Source organism: Actinomyces gerencseriae DSM 6844 (assembly GCF_000429265.1).
GTDB lineage: Bacteria > Actinomycetota > Actinomycetes > Actinomycetales > Actinomycetaceae > Actinomyces > Actinomyces gerencseriae.
Map to the genome: position 1 here is coordinate 403,183 of NZ_KE386871.1, position 19,554 is coordinate 422,736.

Annotated in this window: 23 protein-coding genes; 10 read left to right on the top strand and 13 right to left on the bottom strand. The window is 68.5% G+C overall.

What is annotated here, in order from left to right; translation table 11 throughout:
* Positions 1 to 812 precede the first annotated feature (812 nt).
* Positions 813 to 2,141, bottom strand: coding sequence for a glycosyltransferase (locus G448_RS16335; protein WP_245572302.1), 1,329 nt, complete (start codon positions 2,139 to 2,141; stop codon positions 813 to 815).
* 231 nt (positions 2,142 to 2,372) lie between these two features.
* On the opposite strand from G448_RS16335, the gene G448_RS16340 reads away from it, so the two are divergent.
* From G448_RS16340 to G448_RS0111265, 4 genes are all read left to right on the top strand, one after another.
* A complete protein-coding gene (locus G448_RS16340) occupies positions 2,373 to 3,644 on the top strand; it encodes a hypothetical protein (protein WP_245572303.1) in 1,272 nt (423 codons plus the stop codon).
* Between the two features lie 82 nt (positions 3,645 to 3,726).
* Positions 3,727 to 3,972 (top strand): hypothetical protein, encoded by a 246-nt coding sequence (locus G448_RS18870; protein WP_245572304.1) that lies wholly within the window; start codon positions 3,727 to 3,729, stop codon positions 3,970 to 3,972.
* Entirely contained in the window at positions 3,948 to 4,964 is a 1,017-nt protein-coding gene (locus tag G448_RS17720) for a hypothetical protein (protein WP_245572305.1), read from the top strand. Before G448_RS18870 ends, G448_RS17720 begins: the two co-directional genes overlap by 25 nt.
* Before the next feature lie 40 nt (positions 4,965 to 5,004).
* A complete protein-coding gene (locus tag G448_RS0111265; protein WP_245572306.1) occupies positions 5,005 to 5,589 on the top strand; it encodes a uridine kinase family protein in 585 nt (194 codons plus the stop codon).
* 51 nt (positions 5,590 to 5,640) lie between these two features.
* Here the strand turns inward: G448_RS0111265 and G448_RS0111270 are convergent, their stop codons facing one another.
* From G448_RS0111270 to G448_RS0111290, 5 genes are all read right to left on the bottom strand, one after another.
* On the bottom strand, positions 5,641 to 6,936 hold the full coding sequence (locus G448_RS0111270) for a PQQ-like beta-propeller repeat protein (RefSeq protein ID WP_245572313.1): 1,296 nt from the start codon (positions 6,934 to 6,936) through the stop codon (positions 5,641 to 5,643).
* A gap of 353 nt (positions 6,937 to 7,289) precedes the next feature.
* Positions 7,290 to 9,083, bottom strand: a complete 1,794-nt coding sequence (locus G448_RS0111275; protein WP_026408069.1) for an MDR family MFS transporter — start codon at positions 9,081 to 9,083, stop codon at positions 7,290 to 7,292.
* Positions 9,084 to 9,202: 119 nt separating this feature from the next.
* Positions 9,203 to 9,880, bottom strand: a complete 678-nt coding sequence (locus G448_RS0111280) for a TetR/AcrR family transcriptional regulator (RefSeq protein WP_026408070.1) — start codon at positions 9,878 to 9,880, stop codon at positions 9,203 to 9,205.
* A 182-nt stretch (positions 9,881 to 10,062) separates the two neighbouring features.
* The gene (locus G448_RS0111285) at positions 10,063 to 10,449 is read right to left on the bottom strand and encodes a VOC family protein (RefSeq protein WP_026408071.1); all 387 of its coding nucleotides are present in this window, start codon (positions 10,447 to 10,449) and stop codon (positions 10,063 to 10,065) included.
* 144 nt (positions 10,450 to 10,593) lie between these two features.
* Positions 10,594 to 11,418: a class I SAM-dependent methyltransferase gene (locus tag G448_RS0111290; RefSeq protein WP_026408072.1), complete on the bottom strand. Its 825-nt coding sequence runs from the start codon at positions 11,416 to 11,418 to the stop codon at positions 10,594 to 10,596.
* A 136-nt stretch (positions 11,419 to 11,554) separates the two neighbouring features.
* Between G448_RS0111290 and G448_RS0111295 the strand changes: the two genes are divergently transcribed.
* Positions 11,555 to 12,181 carry an NAD(P)-dependent oxidoreductase gene (locus tag G448_RS0111295; protein WP_026408073.1) on the top strand — a complete coding sequence of 209 codons (627 nt, stop codon included), beginning with the start codon at positions 11,555 to 11,557 and terminating at the stop codon, positions 12,179 to 12,181.
* Between the two features lie 236 nt (positions 12,182 to 12,417).
* Here G448_RS0111295 and G448_RS0111300 read toward each other — a convergent pair whose 3' ends face one another.
* The 5 genes from G448_RS0111300 to G448_RS18220 form a co-directional block, all read right to left on the bottom strand.
* Positions 12,418 to 12,924 (bottom strand): hypothetical protein, encoded by a 507-nt coding sequence (locus tag G448_RS0111300; protein ID WP_245572307.1) that lies wholly within the window; start codon positions 12,922 to 12,924, stop codon positions 12,418 to 12,420.
* 141 nt (positions 12,925 to 13,065) lie between these two features.
* On the bottom strand, positions 13,066 to 13,623 hold the full coding sequence (locus G448_RS0111305) for a ClbS/DfsB family four-helix bundle protein (protein WP_026408075.1): 558 nt from the start codon (positions 13,621 to 13,623) through the stop codon (positions 13,066 to 13,068).
* Positions 13,624 to 13,895: 272 nt separating this feature from the next.
* Positions 13,896 to 14,120: a hypothetical protein gene (locus G448_RS18570; RefSeq protein WP_211227999.1), complete on the bottom strand. Its 225-nt coding sequence runs from the start codon at positions 14,118 to 14,120 to the stop codon at positions 13,896 to 13,898.
* Between the two features lie 23 nt (positions 14,121 to 14,143).
* A complete protein-coding gene (locus G448_RS16345; protein WP_211228000.1) occupies positions 14,144 to 14,770 on the bottom strand; it encodes a hypothetical protein in 627 nt (208 codons plus the stop codon).
* Between the two features lie 243 nt (positions 14,771 to 15,013).
* Entirely contained in the window at positions 15,014 to 15,211 is a 198-nt protein-coding gene (locus G448_RS18220; RefSeq protein WP_211228001.1) for a helix-turn-helix transcriptional regulator, read from the bottom strand.
* A gap of 29 nt (positions 15,212 to 15,240) precedes the next feature.
* On the opposite strand from G448_RS18220, the gene G448_RS0111320 reads away from it, so the two are divergent.
* The 3 genes from G448_RS0111320 to G448_RS0111325 all read left to right on the top strand — a co-directional run bounded on the left by G448_RS0111320 (position 15,241) and on the right by G448_RS0111325 (position 17,253).
* Entirely contained in the window at positions 15,241 to 16,467 is a 1,227-nt protein-coding gene (locus G448_RS0111320) for an AAA family ATPase (RefSeq protein ID WP_026408076.1), read from the top strand.
* A gap of 124 nt (positions 16,468 to 16,591) precedes the next feature.
* The gene (locus tag G448_RS17725; protein ID WP_084436665.1) at positions 16,592 to 16,954 is read left to right on the top strand and encodes a type II toxin-antitoxin system RelE/ParE family toxin; all 363 of its coding nucleotides are present in this window, start codon (positions 16,592 to 16,594) and stop codon (positions 16,952 to 16,954) included.
* A 32-nt stretch (positions 16,955 to 16,986) separates the two neighbouring features.
* Entirely contained in the window at positions 16,987 to 17,253 is a 267-nt protein-coding gene (locus G448_RS0111325) for a helix-turn-helix domain-containing protein (protein ID WP_211228002.1), read from the top strand.
* 261 nt (positions 17,254 to 17,514) lie between these two features.
* On the opposite strand, the gene G448_RS18875 is transcribed toward G448_RS0111325, so the two are convergent.
* Complete coding sequence (locus tag G448_RS18875; protein ID WP_245572308.1) at positions 17,515 to 17,676, bottom strand: hypothetical protein; 162 nt, start codon at positions 17,674 to 17,676, stop codon at positions 17,515 to 17,517.
* A 104-nt stretch (positions 17,677 to 17,780) separates the two neighbouring features.
* On the opposite strand from G448_RS18875, the gene G448_RS18880 reads away from it, so the two are divergent.
* Positions 17,781 to 18,143: a transposase family protein gene (locus G448_RS18880; protein ID WP_245572314.1), complete on the top strand. Its 363-nt coding sequence runs from the start codon at positions 17,781 to 17,783 to the stop codon at positions 18,141 to 18,143.
* A gap of 271 nt (positions 18,144 to 18,414) precedes the next feature.
* Here the strand turns inward: G448_RS18880 and G448_RS18225 are convergent, their stop codons facing one another.
* Positions 18,415 to 18,999: a hypothetical protein gene (locus tag G448_RS18225; RefSeq protein ID WP_156911020.1), complete on the bottom strand. Its 585-nt coding sequence runs from the start codon at positions 18,997 to 18,999 to the stop codon at positions 18,415 to 18,417.
* Positions 19,000 to 19,338: 339 nt separating this feature from the next.
* Here G448_RS18225 and G448_RS19270 point away from each other — a divergent pair, with 339 nt between their 5' ends.
* Positions 19,339 to 19,491 carry a hypothetical protein gene (locus G448_RS19270; protein ID WP_425393663.1) on the top strand — a complete coding sequence of 51 codons (153 nt, stop codon included), beginning with the start codon at positions 19,339 to 19,341 and terminating at the stop codon, positions 19,489 to 19,491.
* Positions 19,492 to 19,554 lie beyond the last annotated feature (63 nt).

Consider the following 19,554-nt stretch of genomic DNA (forward strand, 5'->3'; position numbering starts at 1 on the left):
GCGCGCTGCGCGCCGCCGGCCCGTGCGCCGCGCGCCGTCGACCTGTGAAGCCCGGAGCGCCGGGAGGCGCCGCCGCTTCGTCGCCGTGCGCCACCGGCCCCGCGCGGTCGTACGCAGTCCCACCCGGTCGTGCATAAAACCGCGCGGTCGTACCCCTACCGCACGCGGTCGTACACAATTCCACGCGGTCGTACCTTAGAGTTCCTCTAAGGTACGACCGCGCAACGCGAAGTACGACCACGCACCCCCGGATACGACCACGCGTCTCCGGGTACGACCGCGCAGGACTCCGGAACGCCGAACCACCAGCACCGCCCGCCCCGACCACACCCTCACGCACGAAGAACCCGATAACGCCGACGTCGTCGTGGGAGTCCTCACCGCGCAGGCCGAAGAGGCTGCGGTCGGTCTCCGAGACGATCGGGACGATCGAGCGGGACGCGCTCACCCGCGGGGTCCAGTCGTGACCGGCTTCCCTCCAGGTGTTGCGGTAACGGTGGGTCCGCTCCGCCTGAAGCCGCGAGAGGCCATCGCCGGCGGCCTCGGTCGGGAGGGCGGAGCCCGCGCTGCCGCATCCCCGGCAGTCGATACGTGCCGGCGGCCTCGGTCGGGAGGGTGGGGCTCATGAGGTTCAGACCCTGGCGGGCGGTCCGCTCGGCGGTCCGGCGCGAGCCCGCGCCCTACCGCAGTCGGCGGTCCGCCCCGGGGCGTGCGGCTCCACGCGCAACCGCGCCGAGGCGTCGGGATCGCCGGGGTCGCGACCGTGCCCGTAGTGACAGAAGCCGAGGAGCCCGAATGCCTTCTTGCACTTCTCACCCATCCGACTCGCGGACTCGTTCCGGGCCTCCGCGCGATGAGCGTCGCCCGACTCCCGCCGCTCCCCCTCGGCACAGCACCCGGTTGATGCGATCGATGGCGGCGGCGCAGCCGTCCTCGTCCGCCATCGCCTCGCCCAGCGCTCCGGCGGCGTCGGCCAGGGCGTCGATGGCGCGCAGGCGCTCGGCAAGAGCCTCCCCGGTCATGCGCTCGAGCGGACGCGGCGAGACCCCCAGCTCGCGGAGGCGGCCGGCCCAGAAGGGCTGATCGCCGAAGAATGGACGGATGATCTGCGGAGTCCCCGCATGGAGCGCGGCGCCCACGGTTCCCACTCCGCCGTGGTGGACGACGGCCGCGGCCCTCGGCAGGAGCCCGCCCAAAGGAGCCTCCTCGACGGCGAGGACGTCGTCGCCTCCCGACGCGCTCAACCCCGCCCATCCGGCCAGGAGGATCCCCCTGCGCCCCGCACGGCGCAGGCCGTCCACCACCTCTCGGGCGAGCCGCGCCGGGTCGCCGTGCCTCATGCTTCCGAAGCCGACGACCACGGGTGGCGGCCCGGCGACCAGGAAGCGCTCGACGTCCGCCGGAAGAGTCCCGGCCTCACGCAACCGCCAGAAGCCGAGGGGGCGCTGGGAGGGGCGCCACTCGGGCGGCGCCGCCAGCAGACGGGGGCTCCAGGCGCTGAGAATCCCCCGCGAGGCGATGATCCTGGAGAAGGGGATCGGGCGCGTCGTGACACCGAGACGCGTCGACCGCCACTGAGCCACCATCCTTCGCCATGGCGCCTCGGACGCCCCGACCAGCGACCATGAGGCGCGGCGCAGGGGCCGCGGCGTTCCGACCGGGGCGAACGGAACCTGGAAGGCGCTCGTCGGCGGCCCGGTGGGGATGAGTTGAGCGGGCAGCCCGGGGACCCCGAGCCTCTCCGCGACGCTCGCTCCGCCCAGGGCCTTCTGGGTGAAGACGACGACGTCGGCCCGACCGGCCTCCTCGTGCGCGAGCTCAGCGAGATCGTCCAGCCACCGCCGCATCAGCGGCCGTATGCGACCCAGCGAGAGCGCGGCCCGGACCGGCCCCGCCCCCACGAGCTCGTCCTGGAGATCGAGGATGCTGTCGTCCAGGCCGACGAACTCGACGCCGAAGCGCGTGGCCAGGTCGCCGAAGCGCCTCGGCGCGGCGACGACGGGGCCGGCCCCGGACTCGGCGAGGGCGCGGGCCAGCACCAGGAACGGCTGAACGTCGCCGCGGCTCCCAGTGGTGATGAGCAGCGGTCTGCTGCCGACGATCGACGAGAGCGGATCGATCGAGCCCATAGTCCTCTCCATACCGCGGGAGCCTAGCGGCCCGATCGGCCCGGTCGCCCGGCCGTCCACGCGTCCGTCCGCCCGGCCGATGACGGGCGGGTCGACGCGAACGCACCGGCGCCCCTGTATGACGGCTCCCCCCTGGAGCGGGCCGGCTACTCGTGCGTGCGAGTGCCGGCGCCCCTGTATGACGGCTCCCCCGGCTGATACGGTGGCCGGCATCAGCGCCCCCGTCAGCGGAGGATGATGACGATGCGACTCAGCACGAAGCAGGTCCTATGGTGCGGGATCACCGCGCTTCTCCTGAGCGCGGTGAACGTCGCCCTGATCCTTGTGTCCCCGCGGGCCTTCGATGACGGCCTCCTCATGTGGGCGCCGACCGCGTCGATGGCCCTCGCACCGCTGCCCCTGGTGATCGGCGCCCTCGGACTGGCGTGCCGGCACGACCTGCTGCCACCGGGCCGTACGTCGTGGACCGCCGCCATCTCAACGCTGTCGCTGATTCTCGGTGCCATTGCGCAGGTCTCGTGGGCGGTGGCGTTCACCGCCGCTGACGTCGGCGATCCCGTCCCGACCTCCGGGCGTCTCTACGTACCGCTGGGCCTTGCGGCCTGGGGGCTGGGAGCCGCGGCGATCGCGATCGTTCTCGACGGCGTCATCGCGGAACGGCTGCGCCGGGGGCCGCGCATGATCATCGGGATCGTGGCGGGCGCGTTCATAGCGCCCGTGGGTGGACTGGCCCTGACGATGTCCTCGTTCACGATCGCCGGAGCCTCCATCGCGCTCATGGCCCTCGCGCTCTCCCGCGGGCGGGGAGTCCAGCCCGCGACCGAACCAGCCGAATCGACCGAACCGCCGCAGGCGCCGGTTCAGCCACGGGCGACCGCCACCCCGTCTCCCGCGAGGACTCTCACGAGAACCCGATGGGTGCGGCCGCTCGGCGCCTGCGCCGCCCTTCTCGGACTGGTGGGGCTGGTGGGAATCGGCTGCGCGGCCGTGCGCACGATGCTTCCGTCGTCGATGGCACCCGATCTCATGGTCGCAGGCGTCCAGATCGGGCTATTCGCCATCCTCCCCCTGCTCGCCGCGATCGGCCTGCGGTTCTCGGGCTCTTCGCCGCATTCGTCGATCCACACCTGGGGGCCGATCGCGCTGGCGAGTCTATCGGTGGCGGCGATGGCGATCGCGGAGCTCCTGGACTCACCCGATCTCGACTGGATCGCCCTGGCCATGGTCGTCTCGGCCGCCTGCGGCGGCATCGCGATCGGCTGGGCCATCATCCGCGGGGTGCGCATGCCCGCAGTGCGACGCACCATTCTGGCAGTCGCCGCGGGACTGCTCTACACGCAGCTGCTGGGAATGCCCCTGGCAACCTGTGCCGCCCCCGTCATCCCCCTCGTCGGCGGACTCATCCTGACGTGTCGACGCCCTCGCAGGCGGCGCGACCTGCGGGCCCCGCGCCCCGCTCTCAGCGCCGGCCGGGATCCGCGGCGAGCGCCTCCCCCGCCTATCGCATGGGGATGAGCGTGCGGGTGACGTGCCTGGATGACCCGGTCGAGCCTCCCCCGCCTATCGCATGGGGATGAGGCTCGGCAGGAAGACGGCAATGGGATGCAGCATCATCTCGCTCCTCCTGCTCGCCCTGACCCCCGTGTCCCTCGCCGTCTTCCTGGCCGGCACGTCACTCGTGCAGGCCGACGCCGATGATCACCCCCTCCGCTGGGTGACGGGCGCATCCGCCTCCCTCAGCGCCGCCTTCCTGGCCATCGGGCTTCTCAGCCTCGCCCGCGAGCGCGGCTGGCCTCATGGCACGCTCTCGCCGCCGCCGTGGCGATCGCCGTCAGCGATCTGACCATCAGCAGGCGGCTGGACCCGGGACTGCGCGCCGTCGCCGGGATCGCAGTGGGCGCGCTGCTGGCACCGGCAGTCTGGATCGCCTTCTCATTCCTCTGGATGTACGCCATGGCCGCTCCGGTGGCGCTCCTAGTGGTCACGGCCGCTGATAAGAAGCCGGCACGGCCACCGGCCGCGGCAGCACCGCGGGCCGTGACGACCAGGAGGATCATGAGGGACCTGCCGCAGATGGACCTGCCCCGATGGAGAGTCCGGTCGATACGGCTCCTCGGCGCCTGCGCCACCGCGCTCGGAGCAGTGGCGGCCGCGTGCGTCATCATGAGGATCATGGGGATTCCAGCCGTCGCCCCGCGGGAGGTGCTCCTGACGCTCGGAGTTCCGGTCGGCCTCATCGCCTTCATCCCCCTGCTGATGGCGCTCGGCCTGTGGGTGTCCGGGCGCTTCTCCCGCCCCGCGGTGCACGTCTGGGGAGTCTGGGGACCGGTCGCACTGGGGAGCGCCTCCGCCATCGGACTCGCGGTTCTGTACCGTCTGGGGGCATCGGGCACGGGTGCCGTCTCGACGCTCCCGGCCCGTGCGGCGGTGGCGGCGTGCTGCGGGGCGGCTCTCATCTGGGTGGTACTCGCCTGGTTCTCCCTCAACCTGGCGTCACGGATCGTCGGAGGCATCGGCCTGGGGCTGATCTGCATGGTCCTGGCCGCGACGATGTTCCGGGACGCCATCTCCGTCCCCCCCGGTCCTCGGTCTCGTCATCATGGCCATGTCGCCCGGCCTCCTCTCCCCCGAGAGGCCCCGACCGGCGGTGGGAGCGCCCCGTCGGGCCGACCCGCATCCACGGCTGAGCCAGTAGCATCGACCCATGTCCTCCAACGACGCGACACAGCCCCGCTCGGGCGCCCCGGTCATCCCTCGACGAGTCCTACCGGTTCGGGGCCGCGCGGCGCTCCAGCCGGAGGAGCCGCCGGTCCCCGACTGGTACGCCAGCGATGAGCGCGCATTCGCCGACCATGTCCTGGCCGTCCTCTCCCGAGTGGCCCACCCCACCGGTCGTCCGGGAATCATCGCGGTGGACGGGCGCAGCGGCTCCGGCAAGACCACCGTCACCTCACGACTGACCTCCGTCGTCCCCGACGCGCAGGTGCTGCACATCGACGACCTCGACTGGAACGAGCCCCTCTTCCAGTGGGATCACCTGCTCGTCGCCGCACTCACCGAGCTGCGCCGGAACGGATCCCTCGATCTCAGGCCCCCGGCATGGCAGCGCCACGGACGCGAGGGCTCCATCACCATCACCGCGGGCGCACCGCTCGTGATCGTGGAGGGCACGGGCTCGGGGATGCGCGCGGTGGCCGACCTCGTCGATATCCACATCTGGATGCAGACCGACGACGAGGTCGCCGAGCGACGCGGCATCGCGCGGGACATCGACGACGGCACGAACGGCGACGAGCAGGAGTCCGTGGAGTTCTGGCACTGGTGGACGCGCAGCGAGCGCCCGTTCTTCGCCGCCGATCGACCGTGGGAGCGCGCCCGCTTCATCGTCTCCGGTCAGGCCCTGCCCGGGTTGGCGGGCGATGAGATCGCCTGGGCCGAAGGACCGTTGGCCCGGCCCTGAGCCGCTGGCACCCCGCGAGGCTCCGCCGATCCACTCCCGATCCCCTCCGCGTCAGTCCCCGTCGGACCCGGCCCGGTGCCCGTAGATAAGAGCACGGGAGTCCGTGGACAGCACCACGAGGGGGGAGTCATCCATGGATCCTCGGGGCTCCCCCGAGCCCCTCTCCCAGCGCATCTCCCCCGGAGTGTCCAGGACCCACAACTCTTCCCCCCTATCAATGCTCCTGGCAGTCACCCGTCCATCGGAGTCGCGGGTCATAACGGCTCCGCCCCTCACCTTCCACTCGTCGCCCCCGATATCCGCGCTCCACACGATCCTACGACGATTCCCACCGGCACTATTATTGTCTTCCCGGGTGGAGACCATGCCGCCTCCGGAGACCATGACCCAGTACTCATCGTACTCCTGCGTGAGCCCTCCCATTTTTGTCCCCCTCACGACGCCCTCATCCACGTCGATTCCGTCCGTGAAGGCATTCTCCACACGAGAACCGCGCAGATCGACGTCACAGGACCACGTCGATCCCCCATACCATTCCCCGAACTCGCCGTCCGGGGTGACGTACCATCGACTGCTCTCCCCATTAGTCCAGAAGACCGGCCTGGCTTCGTCCGCGGGCGGAGACGCCGGCACCTTCTCCGCAGGAAGCGGGACCACGCTGAAGACCGGACCATGAGGAGGGAGAGGGTAGGACACATCCACCTGGCTCCACTCCGACCCGCACGCCTCATTGCCCGACAGCAGGGGGTCGAACTCGCTCTTCTCCTCATGAAGATCACCGAAGCGCTGATCGACGATCTCCCCGGTGTCCACCGACGACAGGACCATCCACCCGTCAACAACCACCGCGGCCAGCAGATCGTGATCATCCGCACCGGCGTGGGTGTCCACATCCTTGAAACTCGTCCCGGAGGCCTCGGCGCACGGAGTCGGCGGCGGCGACCACGGCAGAACCACGACGCGGTCCCCCTCGCCGATCCACATCACCTGGTAGTCCTGGGACCGACCGTCCACCGGCGGCAGGAGATAGGTGATGCGCTCCTCCTCATTCTTGCGCACCCGATAGTCATCGGACGGAAGCGCCGCCAGCACGGTCACGGCCCCGTCGTCCTCCGCGATGCCCACGAGCTCACCACCCGCCGAGCATCGGAGCCCCGGACCGTTGTATGTCACACACCGCGGTCGAGAGCCGCTCAACCGCGCGTCCCACCGCACCTCGGCCGTTGCAGTATCCAGAGCGACGATCACGGACGACGCCCCGTCACTCATTCCGACGTAGGTCACCGACGAGCCGGGGGTATGAAGCGTGCTCCGCTCGGCCTCGTCCGACAAGGGCACGATCCGCATCCTCTCCCCATAATCCGAGGCGTTGAGATCGAACAGGACCTCCGGCTCGTCTGCGACCGGATCGTATCGGGGGGAGAATGAGACGAAGGAGATAACCGCCTTCGTCATAAGAGCGACGCAGGCGAGGCAGAGCACAATGAGGCAGATCAGTACTGGACGCCGACCTCGACGACCGCTCACGATCGCCCTCCCCCTGCTCGCCGCGGATATCGTGCCATCGGGGAGAACTCCCGCCCGGGTCCGATCACACTATGGATCGGAGCGCCGAGGCGTCAAGGACCATTCTCCCCTACGCGAAAGAGCTCCACAGAGGCGGCTCGAGAACCCCGCGCGGTCGCGCGGGCTCCTCGCCCTCAGCTCCCCTCGACCTCGGCACCCTCAGGCTCGGCCCCCTCGACCTCATCGGTCCCGGCCCCCTCGACCTCATCGGTCCCGGCCGCCTCGACCTCATCGGTCCCGGCCGCCTCGACCTCGAGCCCATCAGCACCATCGGCATTGGCAACGTCGTTCCCCTCAACCGCCTCAGTGCTCCCGCCCGCCTCGGCCTCGGCGACCTGCTCCATTCCGCTCTTGCGGGACAGGGGCACCTCCGGCAGGAAGAGGGCGATGACGGCCGTGGCCGCGAACAACGGAATCATCCAGCCGAAGATCGGCAGGAGCGCATCGGCGTAGGAGCTCGCGACGGCGTCGCGCAGGGCCGCGGGCAGCTGGTTGACGAGGGCAGGCGTGAGCGAGGAGGTATCGGCGTCGACGAACTGAGCCAGTGAGTCCAGCACCGTCGGATCGGAGCCGGCGACCAGCGCCCCGATCCGATCGGCCAGGCTGGAGGTCAGACCGGAGGAGAAGGCCGCGCCAATGAGGGAAACCCCCAGGGAGACCGCGACCTCGCGAAAGAAGTTGTTGCCGCTGGTGGCCGTGCCCAGGTGGCGGGCGGGGACGGCGTTCTGGACGACCGTGACCAGCAGCTGGAAGAACAGGCCGATGCCCGCGCCCATGACGAAGATGGCGGCCGAGGGCTGCCACGCGGGCGACGACGTCGTCAGGCGGGAGAGCCAGAAGGCGCCTGCGGCCGCAATGAGCGCGCCGAGCACGGGGTAGACCCTGTAGCGGTCGTTGCGGGCCACCAGGACGCCCGACAGGATCGAGGCGATGAGCATGCCGATGGTCATGGGCACCAGCAGCAGCCCGGAGACGGTGGCCGAGTACCCGTAGACCATCTGCAGGTAGGTGGGCAGGTAGCCCATGACGCCGATCATCCCGCCCATGGCGAGCATGCCCACGACCGTGGCCACGACGAAGGTGCGGTTGGTCAGGATCGACCAGGGCAGGATCGGGTCGGCGGCGCGCTTCTGCACGAGGGCGAACAGACCCCAGCACACGACGCCGACGACCCCCAGGCCGATGATGACGGGACTGGCCCACGCGTACTGGTTGCCACCCCAGGTGGCCATCATGACGATGGCCACGGCGCCGGCGTCCATGAGGACCAGGCCCCACCAGTCGATGGAGCCGGTCAGGCGGCGGCTGGGCAGGCGCAGCACCACAGCGATGGCGGCGAAGGCCAGGATCCCCAGCGGCAGGTTGATCCAGAAGGTCCAGCGCCACGAGACGGAGTCGGTGAGCCAGCCGCCGATGAGTGGCCCCAGGACGGAGGCGATGCCGAACATGGCCCCCATGGGCGCCATGTAGGTGCCGCGCACGCGCGGCGGGATGAGGTCGCCGGTGATCGCCTGGGAGGAGACCATGAGGCCGCCGCCGCCCAGGCCCTGGAGGAAGCGGTAGACGATGAGCTGGGTCATGGTGTCGGAGGTGCCGCACAGGGCCGAGCCGATCAGGAACAGGCCGATGGCCACCAGGAAGAGGTTCTTGCGCCCCACCAGGTCGCCGAGCTTGCCGTAGACGGGCATGGCCACGGTGAGGGACAGGATGTAGGCGGTGAGTATCCAGGCCATATGGGCGGCCCCGCCCAGGTCGCCCACGATGGTGGGCAGGGCGGTGCCCATGATCGTCTGATCCATGGCGGACAGGAACATGACGACCAGGAGAGAGGCGTAGACCGCCCAGAAGCGGTGGTCGGGATGGAAGTCGACCCCCGGCTTGTGGTGGCTGGTGCCGGCGGGCGCCGGCGTCGAGGCGCTTTGGGTCACAGTGAGAACCTTTACGGGTAGCTAGACGGGCAAGAACTGACAGGAAGGAAGAGGGGGAGGGCGCCGGAGACGCGCGGAACAGCCCAGCGGGTCCGACGGCGGCGGCCCGGTGGAGGCGCTCAGGTTGCTCCATCATCGGGCCGGGGCTGGGCGACGACGTCGGAGATCGCCTCGACCATGGTGCGGACTGAGTCTGCCAAGCGGGTCTCGGGACGCTGGACCGAGGCTTCGGACGCCTCGTCTCGAGCCGGTGCCTCCTCGTGGCGCCGCCCCCACGGGTGGGTGCGTCCGCACCACAGGTCCAGGGCGCTGCGCTGAATCGCCATGGCCAGGGCGACGACGGCGCGAGCGCGCGGGTCATCGGGTTCCGCGCCCAGGCGGCGGCTGGTGGCGTCGGTCAGGGAGATGGCGATGACGTGCAGGCGCTCGTGGACGGTTCGCTCGATCTCCGGGTTGTCTCGCACGAGCTCCGGAAAGGACAGGAGCCGTCCGCCCTCGGACTCGACGGCCTCGGCGCCGGAGGCGAGCAGGGCGCCAAGGTCCTCCAGGACGCTTCCGGAGCCGTTGACGAAGGCCTCGATGGCCTCGGGCTCAGGGGGCTCCAGGCCGACGACGAGGAGATCGGCCTTGGAGGAGAAGTGGTTGAAGACGGTGCGCCGGGAGACCCCAGCGAGGGTTGCGACGTCGTCCACCGTCATAGCGGAGTAACCGCGCTCCCTGGTCAGGGTGAGCGCGGCAGCGCGGATGGCGGCGCGGGTGCGTTGCGCATGGGTGGCGCGCAGATCGGTTCCGGTCACGCAACCATATTGCACTCGGTGCAGTCTTGCACTCAATGCAGGACGATGCGACCTCCCTCACGTCGAACAGACCCGACAGCACCGCCCGGCCATGCCTCACTCGCCTCCGGGCCCGGCCGCCGCCAGGTCGCACAGGCAGTCGTACAGTCATTGCGACCAGATCGACCAGACCCCGGATCCCCTCAGTGCTCGACGTAGAAGGCGAGCTCCACGAGGTTCTGATCGGGGTCGCGCACATACAGGCTGCGGATGGGGCCGCATGCGCCTGTCCTGTCAACCGGCCCGAGCTCCACTGGAACCTCCTTGGAGGCAAGGTGCTCGCGAGTCTCATCGACCCCACCGACGACGACCAGGCACAGGTCCGCGCTGCCGGGGGCGGGATGCGAGGCGTGCGGGGCAATCGGATTGCCCACGGCATGAAGGTTGATCTTCTGGCTCCCGAACCGAAGCGCCGTCCGCCCTCGACCGAAGGTCACGACCTCCATCCCCAGAACCCGCGAGTAGAAGTCAGTACTCGCCTCGATGGAGGCGACGGTGAGGACGATGTGGTCGATGCCGGCGATACGCATGGGGTGATGATCTCAGTGACGCTGTCGCCCTCTCGGGTTCACGCGCCATCGCGGAGATGAAGGACCCCGCTCGGGAGGAGATTCGATAGCCGCAGCCGGATCTCGTCGGCCACCACGCGAGGAGGTGCCGCGCGGGGCGGCGAGTCAGTGGCTCTCCGCCGCCGGGGCGAAATCGACGACGACCTCGTAGAGGGCCCGGCCCTCCTTCATGGCGGCGAACCCGTCGCGCACCGGTTGCGGGAGCGCGGCGGGATCGGGGGCGTAGGAGGACAGGTCGAAGGCGACCTCGACCCGGGCGACGGCCTCGCTCCAGCCGCGCGGCGCGTAGGGGTCGGGCTCCCGGAAGGGCATGGGGGCGGCTCTGAGGCCCTGGTCCCGCACGGCCTGCTCGCTCTTGGCGACCAGCTCGGGCGACTCGGCGTCGTAGACGAGACGGCCGCCGGGGAAGCGGCGGGCCATGGCATCGACGAGGGCGGCGACACGGGCGGCCCGGAGGAAGTAGAAGACCCCGGAGGCGACGGCGACCAGCCCGCCGGAGGCATCGACCTCGTCCATCCAGCGGTGGTCGGTCAGGGAGAAGGGCAGGTCGCGCTCCCGCTCGTGGGATCCCATCCAGGTGCGCCTCAGTTCGAGGACCTCGGGGAAGTCGAGGTTGTAGACGGTCGTCTCGCCGTTCCCGACATCGCCGACCAGGCGATCCAGACCGCAGCCGAGGTCCACGACGGCGGCCGTCGGATGCGTGCTGAGGTAGCGCCGGATCTCGGTGACCGCGGCCAGATGACGCAGGGCGTAGATCGCCGCGGGCATCTCCCCCATGTCCCTGTCCCGGGTATCGGGGCGGGCCGCGGCGGCCCGCGATGCGACATGCTCGGACCACGGGTCCTGGAAGCAGGTCGGCCAGGTTCGCGCCGCCCGGGCGCGTCCCAGCAGGGGGAAGAAGAGGGTCTCCTGCACGTCGGCGTCGATCACGGCGCCCAGCCTATCGGAGCCGCCCGCCCAGGGACTCCGGCCGGGTCCGCGCGCCCGTGCGGCCCGCCCGCGGCTAGACTGCGGAGTGCGGTCCGCGCTCAAGAATCCGGAAGAATCGACAAGGAGTAGTACGGGTATGAAGGTCCTGATCCTCGGCGCCACCGGCCCGACCGGCGGGCATGTCCTGACGAACACACTCGAGAGCGGCGACACGGTCACCGTCCTCGCCCGCAGGCCCGAGGCGCTGGCCGCGGCCGAGGGGAGCATCACGGTGCTCCGTGGAGACGCCACCGTGGCCGACGACGTCGCCCGCGCCGCGGAGGGCCAGGACGCGGTCATCGCCGCCCTGGGGCGCGGACGCTCGCTGAGCCCGGAGGGTCTCTTCACGGGCGCCGCCGGGGCCGTCGTCGAGGCGATGAACCGGTGCGGGGCGAAGCGGCTGGTCTGGCTGTCCTCCTTCGGCGTGGGCGAGACCATCAAGACCGCATCGCTGCCGCAGCGCGCCATGTACCGCATCATCCTGCGCAGGATCTACGCCGACAAGGCCGCGTCCGAGCGGATCCTGCGCAACAGCGGGCTGGACTGGACGATCGTCTACCCCACCACTCTGACGAACGACCCGGCGCGGGGCTCCTACCGCGCGGCCGAGAGCATCATCATGAAGGGCATGCCGCGCATCAGCCGGGCCGACGTCGGCGCCTTCATGCACAAGGCGGCTCACGACCCCGAGTGGATCCGGCGGGACGCGGTCATCACCGACTGAGCCAGACCGCCGAGATCGGTTCAGTTCCGCACCGAGATCGGTCCGCACCGGAGCCCCGCGCATCGCCCTTCCCCCGAGACGCGGCCCCAGTCACGACACGTCGTCACGACACGTCATGCACCGCGTCGAGCGTCCTCGGGGCGAGGGACCTGCTGGCGAGGACGAGCCGGATCGCGCACGGATCCGGGTTGCCGGCGTCGCCGCCCCGGTGCATGAGCGCATGGACGGGAGGCCCGTCAGCCCACTCGCGTGTCGACCCTGACGACCCGGTGAGGCGGCCTCCGGCGCGAGGCGGTGTTGCCCGAGGCCACGAGACCGGCGCCGTCGTCGGCGAATCGATACTCATGGACGGTGGAGGACCAGTCGCGCCGCTCCACCGGTCGCCGCCGGATCCTCGTGAACCACTCGCAGGCCTTGACCGCCTGCTCCGTGATCGGGCCTCCGATCGTCTGCTGCGGAATTCTGCGGCCGTGGGGGTCAAGAGTGAGGAACTGACTGTGGAGGCGGCCGACGACGGTCCGCGTCCCATCGAAGTAGGCGCCGACGGTGAGGACCACGCACTCATCGGCGACCAGATCGAACCAGGCGAGGCACCGCCCGCCCGAGGAGGGCATGCCCATGCCCCGGTACCAGTCATCGGGTGCCAGGCAGAGCCCATTGAGGTCCGCCGGAAGAACATTGCGCATGACCGCGATCCACCCGGCCTCGATCGGCGTCAGCGCTTCACTCGTTTCAATGCTCACGGACGAAGTCTACTCGGGACCCGTTGCGCCCCCGACTCGTTGCGCCCCCACCGCAGAGCTCGTTTCCTCCCGCCCCAGAGGCCAGGGCAGCATCGAGCGGCCGTCCGGCCCGGCGCGCCCCGCGGGACGACGACGCCCCGTTCAGGCCGGTTCCCGCCGCCCGGCGGCTCGCAGCGTCCTGCGGTGGAGGCGGAGCTTCTTCGCCGCCCAGTCATAATGGCTGGAGGTGGCCGACACGCAGTACGACCCGAGCGTCGGAGTCCCCGTCCAGGGGAAGCGGCCCTTGACGAACAGCTCGTCATCGCTGAATCGGCGGATCAGGATCATCACCCGCTCATGACTCCCGCGCAAGAGCGCCTCGGCCTCCGTCAGGCTCGTGCCCTGGTGCCTGCGCCACAGTTCTATGTTCATCCGCCCGTAGTTCCTCCACGTGTACGGCTCCGGGAGGAAGGTCCGGTCCTCCCCCGCCAGATTGGCCTCGACCCAGCGCAGAAGCAGGTTGTGCCACTCGTGGAGGTGGATGAGGACGTCGCGCACGTTCTTGTCGCGGGCCCAGTGGGCGCCCTTCCTGCCCTCGATCTCGAAGATGAAGGCGGCCTCCCGCTCCACCGGGTCCAGGGAGTCGATGACCCCGGTGAAGCCGTCGAACCGCGCCTCCGCCGCGTCGATCAGCTCCGACTTGGTCGTCGGTCTCGCCATCGGAACCACCTGCCTCTCGGATCGTCCTGGCACCGTCCGGTATTCGGCTCTATTGTCGGTCAGGAGGGCGGGCGGCACCATGTCCGGGATGGCGGCGAGCACCTCGTCGAAACGCCCGCCTTCCACCCCTGACGCGGGCGACGTCACCGCCAGTGACACTCCCGGTACCGCTTCGTGCCGCTCTCCTCTATCCTCCTCGTTCCTGAAGCGGCATATCCGAGGCCATCTCTGAATGTCATGCGAACGGCCGACCATACTCCGGACTCATCGGCTCACGCACTCATCTTGCGAAGAGCGGCGAGGTACTGGGCCGCGTCCACCCCCGGCGGCGGCAATTCGCGCAGGTGCCTCTGAAGGCGGAATGCCTGGTTCTTGAGCGTCATGTACATCATCCCGCCCGAGAGGATGCCGCTGACCACGGGTACAGCCTTGGTGACCGTTCTGGCGAAGGAGTTCTTAGTGACATTGACCCCGATGACTCTAAGAATCTGCTTCATGGGCCCGTACCAGGCGGTCTTGGTCAGGGCCTGCTTGGAGATCTGCTTCTGGAGCGCCGGGCGGACGAACTGCGTGGTGAGAAGGCGGTCAGGGACGATGATGCGCCACCGACTCCCATCATGACGCCCAGGAAGAGGGTTACCTTCCCGATCGTCTCGTCATCGATCTCATCGAGGTCGCCCAGGAAGTCCTTCCACCCGTAGATGTAGGCGAGCTTCTGCATGACCCGGAAGGCGTGGACGTAGTACTGGGTGATGTCAGTGGGGATGGTCGCGAGCATCGCGAAGCCTCCCGGTAGCCCGGTCGCGAAGGAGATGGCGGCGGACTTGCGGGTCTCGAAGGCGATGGTGGAGGCGGCGAGCCTGTCGAGCTGGGCGAGGGGGACGCCCGCCTGGACGGGGGTGGTCTTCAGCGCCAGGGTGATGGCGTCGTCGTCGAGCCCGCGCTTGCGCAACTCCTGGCGCAGGTAGTCATCCCGGCCGATCCGGACGCCACGGAGCCGGATGATCTTCTTGAGGAATCTGACGGCGAACTTCTGCGCCTGATCGTCCTGCTCCGCGAGGATGCCGGAAAGCTCCTCGCCCTCCGATACCCCCTCCGCACCGCCGTCACCGGGAAGCAGATCACCGAGGGGCTCATCATGCGTCATTGCATGCACTCCGTTCTGAAGGTCGTCACGTGCCCCGCAAGGTTACTCCGACCCGCCGGCAACACCCATCACTCCTGGACGGAGAACGACCTGGTCATATCAAGCGTCCGTCCCTCCCCTCCGCACCGCCATCAACGAGGAGGGAGGAGACCGCTTCACGCTCGGCCAAGACCGTGGGGGTGCTGGTGCCGCCCGATGCCGAACGCGCTCGACGAGCGCGCCAGCCGTTGATATCGACAGCACTCACGCCACAGAATTCAGCGATTTGATCTTGTCCAGCCCGTCGCCCAGCGCATCCATCTCGACCTCGAGGTCGTAGTGCGACTGGAGATTGATCCAGAACTGCGGGTCCATCCCGAAGCAGCGCCCCAGCCGACGAGGGCGGGCGACCGCCTCCACAAGGGGCGAACCGCCTCCCAGTCGGTTTGATAAGTTTATCAAGCCTGCCGATCATTGATAACCTTATCAACATGAGGACTCCGCTCGACTCGCCGTTCAGCCCGGGCTCGGACACGGTGCCCAGGGTGTGGGCGGGTCGCACCAGCCAACTCGGCGACTGGCGGGACGTCCTTCGCCCGCGCCGCGTGGCCGGCATCCACGAGCGGGGCCGCACCGTCCTCGGGGAGGCCGGCTCCGGCAAGTCCTCGCTCGTGCGGAGGATCGCGCGCGAGGCCTCCGAGGCGGGCGACTGGACGACGCCGCAGCTCCGCATCCCCTCCGGCACCGACCCCATCAGGAGAGTCGCCTCCGCCCTCCTGGACCTGTCATCCGCAGCGGGCCTCCCCTCCGCCCGGGAGCAGCGCATCGGCGATCTTCTACGCCGAGTCGAGATGGTCGCCGCCTCCGGCATCTCGCTGTCCGTGCGCGCCCAGGACGGCCCCGAGCCCTACACCGCTCTCACCGGGCTCCTCGTCGAGATCGGCCGCGCAGCGATCCGACACGGGGACGTCGTGGTGACCATCCACATCGACGAGGTGCAGAACATCAGCGACGAGAATGCCCGCTCGCAGCTGCTCATCGCCCTGGGGGACGCCCTGACTCACGAGGAGACCGTCGACGTCCCGGGCGGGCTGCAGATCGAACGGGGCCTGCCGATCGCCGTGTACCTCACGGGACTGCCCGAGTTCGCGGATATGGCCGGCGCAAGGGCGGGTGCCACCTTCGCACGCCGATTCCGGACCACGACCCTCGATGCCATCGACGACGACGCCCTCATGAGCGCGCTTCAGCCCTTCGTCGTCGAGGGCTGGCCTGTAGCCGACGACGCCGGCGGCGGGCGGGTGTTCATGGAGCCCGCCGCGCAGCGCGCCGTCGTCGACCTCGCCAGAGGGGAGCCCTTCCTCTTCCAGCTCGCCGGGGAGCGCGCCTGGTACGCGGGAACCGGCGATCTCATCACCGCCGAGCACGTCAGGAGCGGGTGGCGCGAGGCCGCGCCGGAGGCCGAGGCCCATGTGCAGCGCATCCTCGACCGGCTCCCGGCTCGCGAGAGCCAATTCATCGAGGCCATGGCCGGACTCGCACCGGAGGAACGAACACTGACGAACATCGCCCGGACGATGGGCCACGGGAAGGCGACCGACGCGGGGCCGACCGCGCAGCGCCTGGACCGCACCCGCAGGATCATCCGGCGCGGCAAGCCCTATCGCTTCCAGCACCGCGCCGTCGAGGCGTACCTGACCTCGACCTGGCCCTGGTGAGAACCACCCGTTCCTCCGCCGCCGGAGGCCCCGTGCCACCGGACGGCCCAGCCACGCAGGCGGCAGCGCGCACAGCGGGAATCAACGCTACCAATAAGACCCTGCAAGGTCTACACTGAGGAACATGTGGGAGGTAGACGTCGTGTTGATCGCCGACTGGCTCAGATCACTGGACCAAGCCTCCTACGAACAGGTCATCGCTGCGCTCGAAGTGCTTCGCGACCATGGACCTTCACTTGGACGCCCACTCGTCGGCACCATCACCACCTCTCGGTACCGCAACATGAAGGAGCTTCGCCCTGGATCAACAGGACGATCCGAAATTCGCATCCTTTTCGCCTTCGACCCCAGGCGCATGGCGATCTTGCTGATCGCGGGTGATAAAGCTGGCAAATGGGCTCAGTGGTACAAGAAGAACATTCCACTGGCCGATGACCTATTCGACGAACATATCCGCGCGTTGAGAAAGAAGAGACCAGCACGGTGATGACGATTGACGATATTCTCGCCGAGCGCCCCGTGGACCGCGGCCGCGTCGAGGCGCACAAGGCTCGGATGCTCTCAGAGGTTCGCGCCTATCGACTTCGAGAGCTCCGCGAAGATGCCGGATTGACGCAGGCGCAGGTGGCCGAACGCATCGGCGTCGGTCAGCGCCAAGTCTCCAAGATCGAGCACGGCGACCTCGACGCCGCGAAGATCGGCACGATCCGCCGCTATCTCGAGGCCGTCGGCGGCAGCCTCTCGCTCGAGTACGTCGCGGGAGACCGTCGGGTCGTGGTCGGGTGAGGCCCCGGGGCCGGCAAAGTTGGTTTAGATGGTTGGACGGGCGATTAAAGCTTATTCATAGGAGTGTTTAGGGTATTTTATCGGTAATTGTGTGTCGCTAAGCAAGGTGCCGATCTTCCCCTGAAAGAATCTTTGGCATTCAAGCCAACTCAATCAGGAAGCAAGCCGCCGTCATGAATAGTAGCACGCGAATCCCCCGGCGTGCGGGCCCAGGGTGCTGGGACTGTTCCTGTGCGTACGCCTAACCCTGACCTACCCGCGTCACAACCTGCCCCAGAAGCTGCTCGCCGAGGTCCATGGCGTCTCGCAGGCCCCCTCCCGGGTCATCGCCACCTGCACGCCTCTGATCGCCCATGCGCTCGACGCCCAGGTGCCAGTCGTGGAGGATCCGGACCCCACGACCCAGCCGATCGTGGACGGCACCCTCCTTGAGTGCCGGTCCTGGAAGGACCACCCCGAGCTGTACTCCGGTAAACGCAAGACCACCGGACTGAACGTTCCAGGTCGCCTGCACTCCCTCGGGCCGCCTGGCGCGGGTCTCCGACCCCCAAGACGGACGCATCCACGACACCGAGGCCCTGCGCCGCTCCGAACTGCTCGACGCCCCCACCGACTTCCCGAACGGAGCCTCACCACCCAGGCACATTGGCGACGAGGGCTACATCGGACTAGGCATGATCACCCCGAAAAGAAAACCAGTGAAACTTCCCCTTCACCCCGACGACAAAGCCTACAACACCACTGTCAACCAGATCCTCCATAAAATCGAGAGAGTCATCGCCAACATCAAGACATGGCGGGCCCTGCACACCAGCCGCAGACGGCCACTGCAAACCTTCCCGACAACCATCACATCCATCCTCGGACTCATATTTACCTACACCCCATGAACAAGCCTCACTGCCTCGAGTTTTCGCCGTCGGGGTGAGGGCGTTCCTTGTCCTGGGATAATACGGGCTACTAATGTCCGTGCAGTCCAGGGACGGACCACTGGATCGTCCTGGGTATGGTGGAGGATCTGATGCCTTGGAAGGATGAGGATCATGCCTGCAGTACCGGCAACGACGCCCTCCAACCTCATCCGACCCACCCATGAAAATCGAGACTCAACGGGAGCGAGTAGGGTGCCAGGTGTACCACCTGGCACCCTACTAACATGTCTCAGGCGGCTGCGCCGAGAATCTGGCGCTGCACCTTGAGGGAATGTTCCAGTCGGATGAGCGATCCAGTCTCAGCACTCGGTTCGGGCTCCCAGGAGGTCGCGTTCGCCTCCGCGAGCCGCAAGGTGTACTCCTCGACAAGTTCCACGACCTTCTCGGAGATCGATCCAGATTCTCGCGAAGCCCTTTCCCGAGCTCGCTCGACAGCACCAGACAAGCCATCGATGTGCTCCACAGTCAGCTCAGCCCGTTGCGCCGCTTCGATGTACGAGGAAAGAGAGGCATTGAGGTCGTCAACCAGGCACTTACTCTTCATCCTGTCCCTAACAAATACTAGCGTTGCAGCAAGCGTTAATGCACCGGCGAAGACGATCACCTTTCCTGGGGTCGAGCGCCAGACAGACCGGGCGGCCGCCGCAAGACGCCCTACTTCTTGTTCCGGCAGTACGCTCGTCTCCTTGAGGTGCTTGACGATATGTCCCGCCGGGTCACGAATCACCCCACCAGTGCGAACATAAGTGCCGTTCGCTATCCCGGCGGCAATGTCCGGAGGGACATCCAACACAACCTGAACGGGTACGCCCATCGTATCCTCCTTGTTTCCACTATGAGAAGTGAGCCTTTCTCATCAGAAAGATCCTCGAACCGGCCGGGATCGGCGCGATGACGTGGGAGTGCCCGGGACGACGCGGGGCGGTGCCCGTGCGCGCCACCCCCACTCCGCGCCCATCCTCCCCGCAGCACCGTACCGATCCCCGTTCTCGAGCCGCAGCTCCTGGTGAGAAAAACTGAGTTGTAGCAACGCTCGGGTACGTAGAGTGCGATCCCACCGCCTTCGCCGCCTTCCTCAGGGAGCACCGGGCCAAGATCCGGCCGCAGCAACCCCATCGAGCAACTCAACCGTGAGATCAAGCGCCGAGCCGATATCGCCCAGGTCTTCCCCGACCGCGAGCCCGCCACCCGCCTGATCGGATCCACCCTGCCAGAGCAACAAGGAGTAGCAGTACGGCGAACGACGATACTTCTCCCAGACCTTCCTCCGTCGCCTGACCGACATGCTCCACACCGACAGCACTGACAACCGCACCGCCCTGCCCGCCACCATCACCACCTGACCGAAAGAACACCACCCCAAGAGACT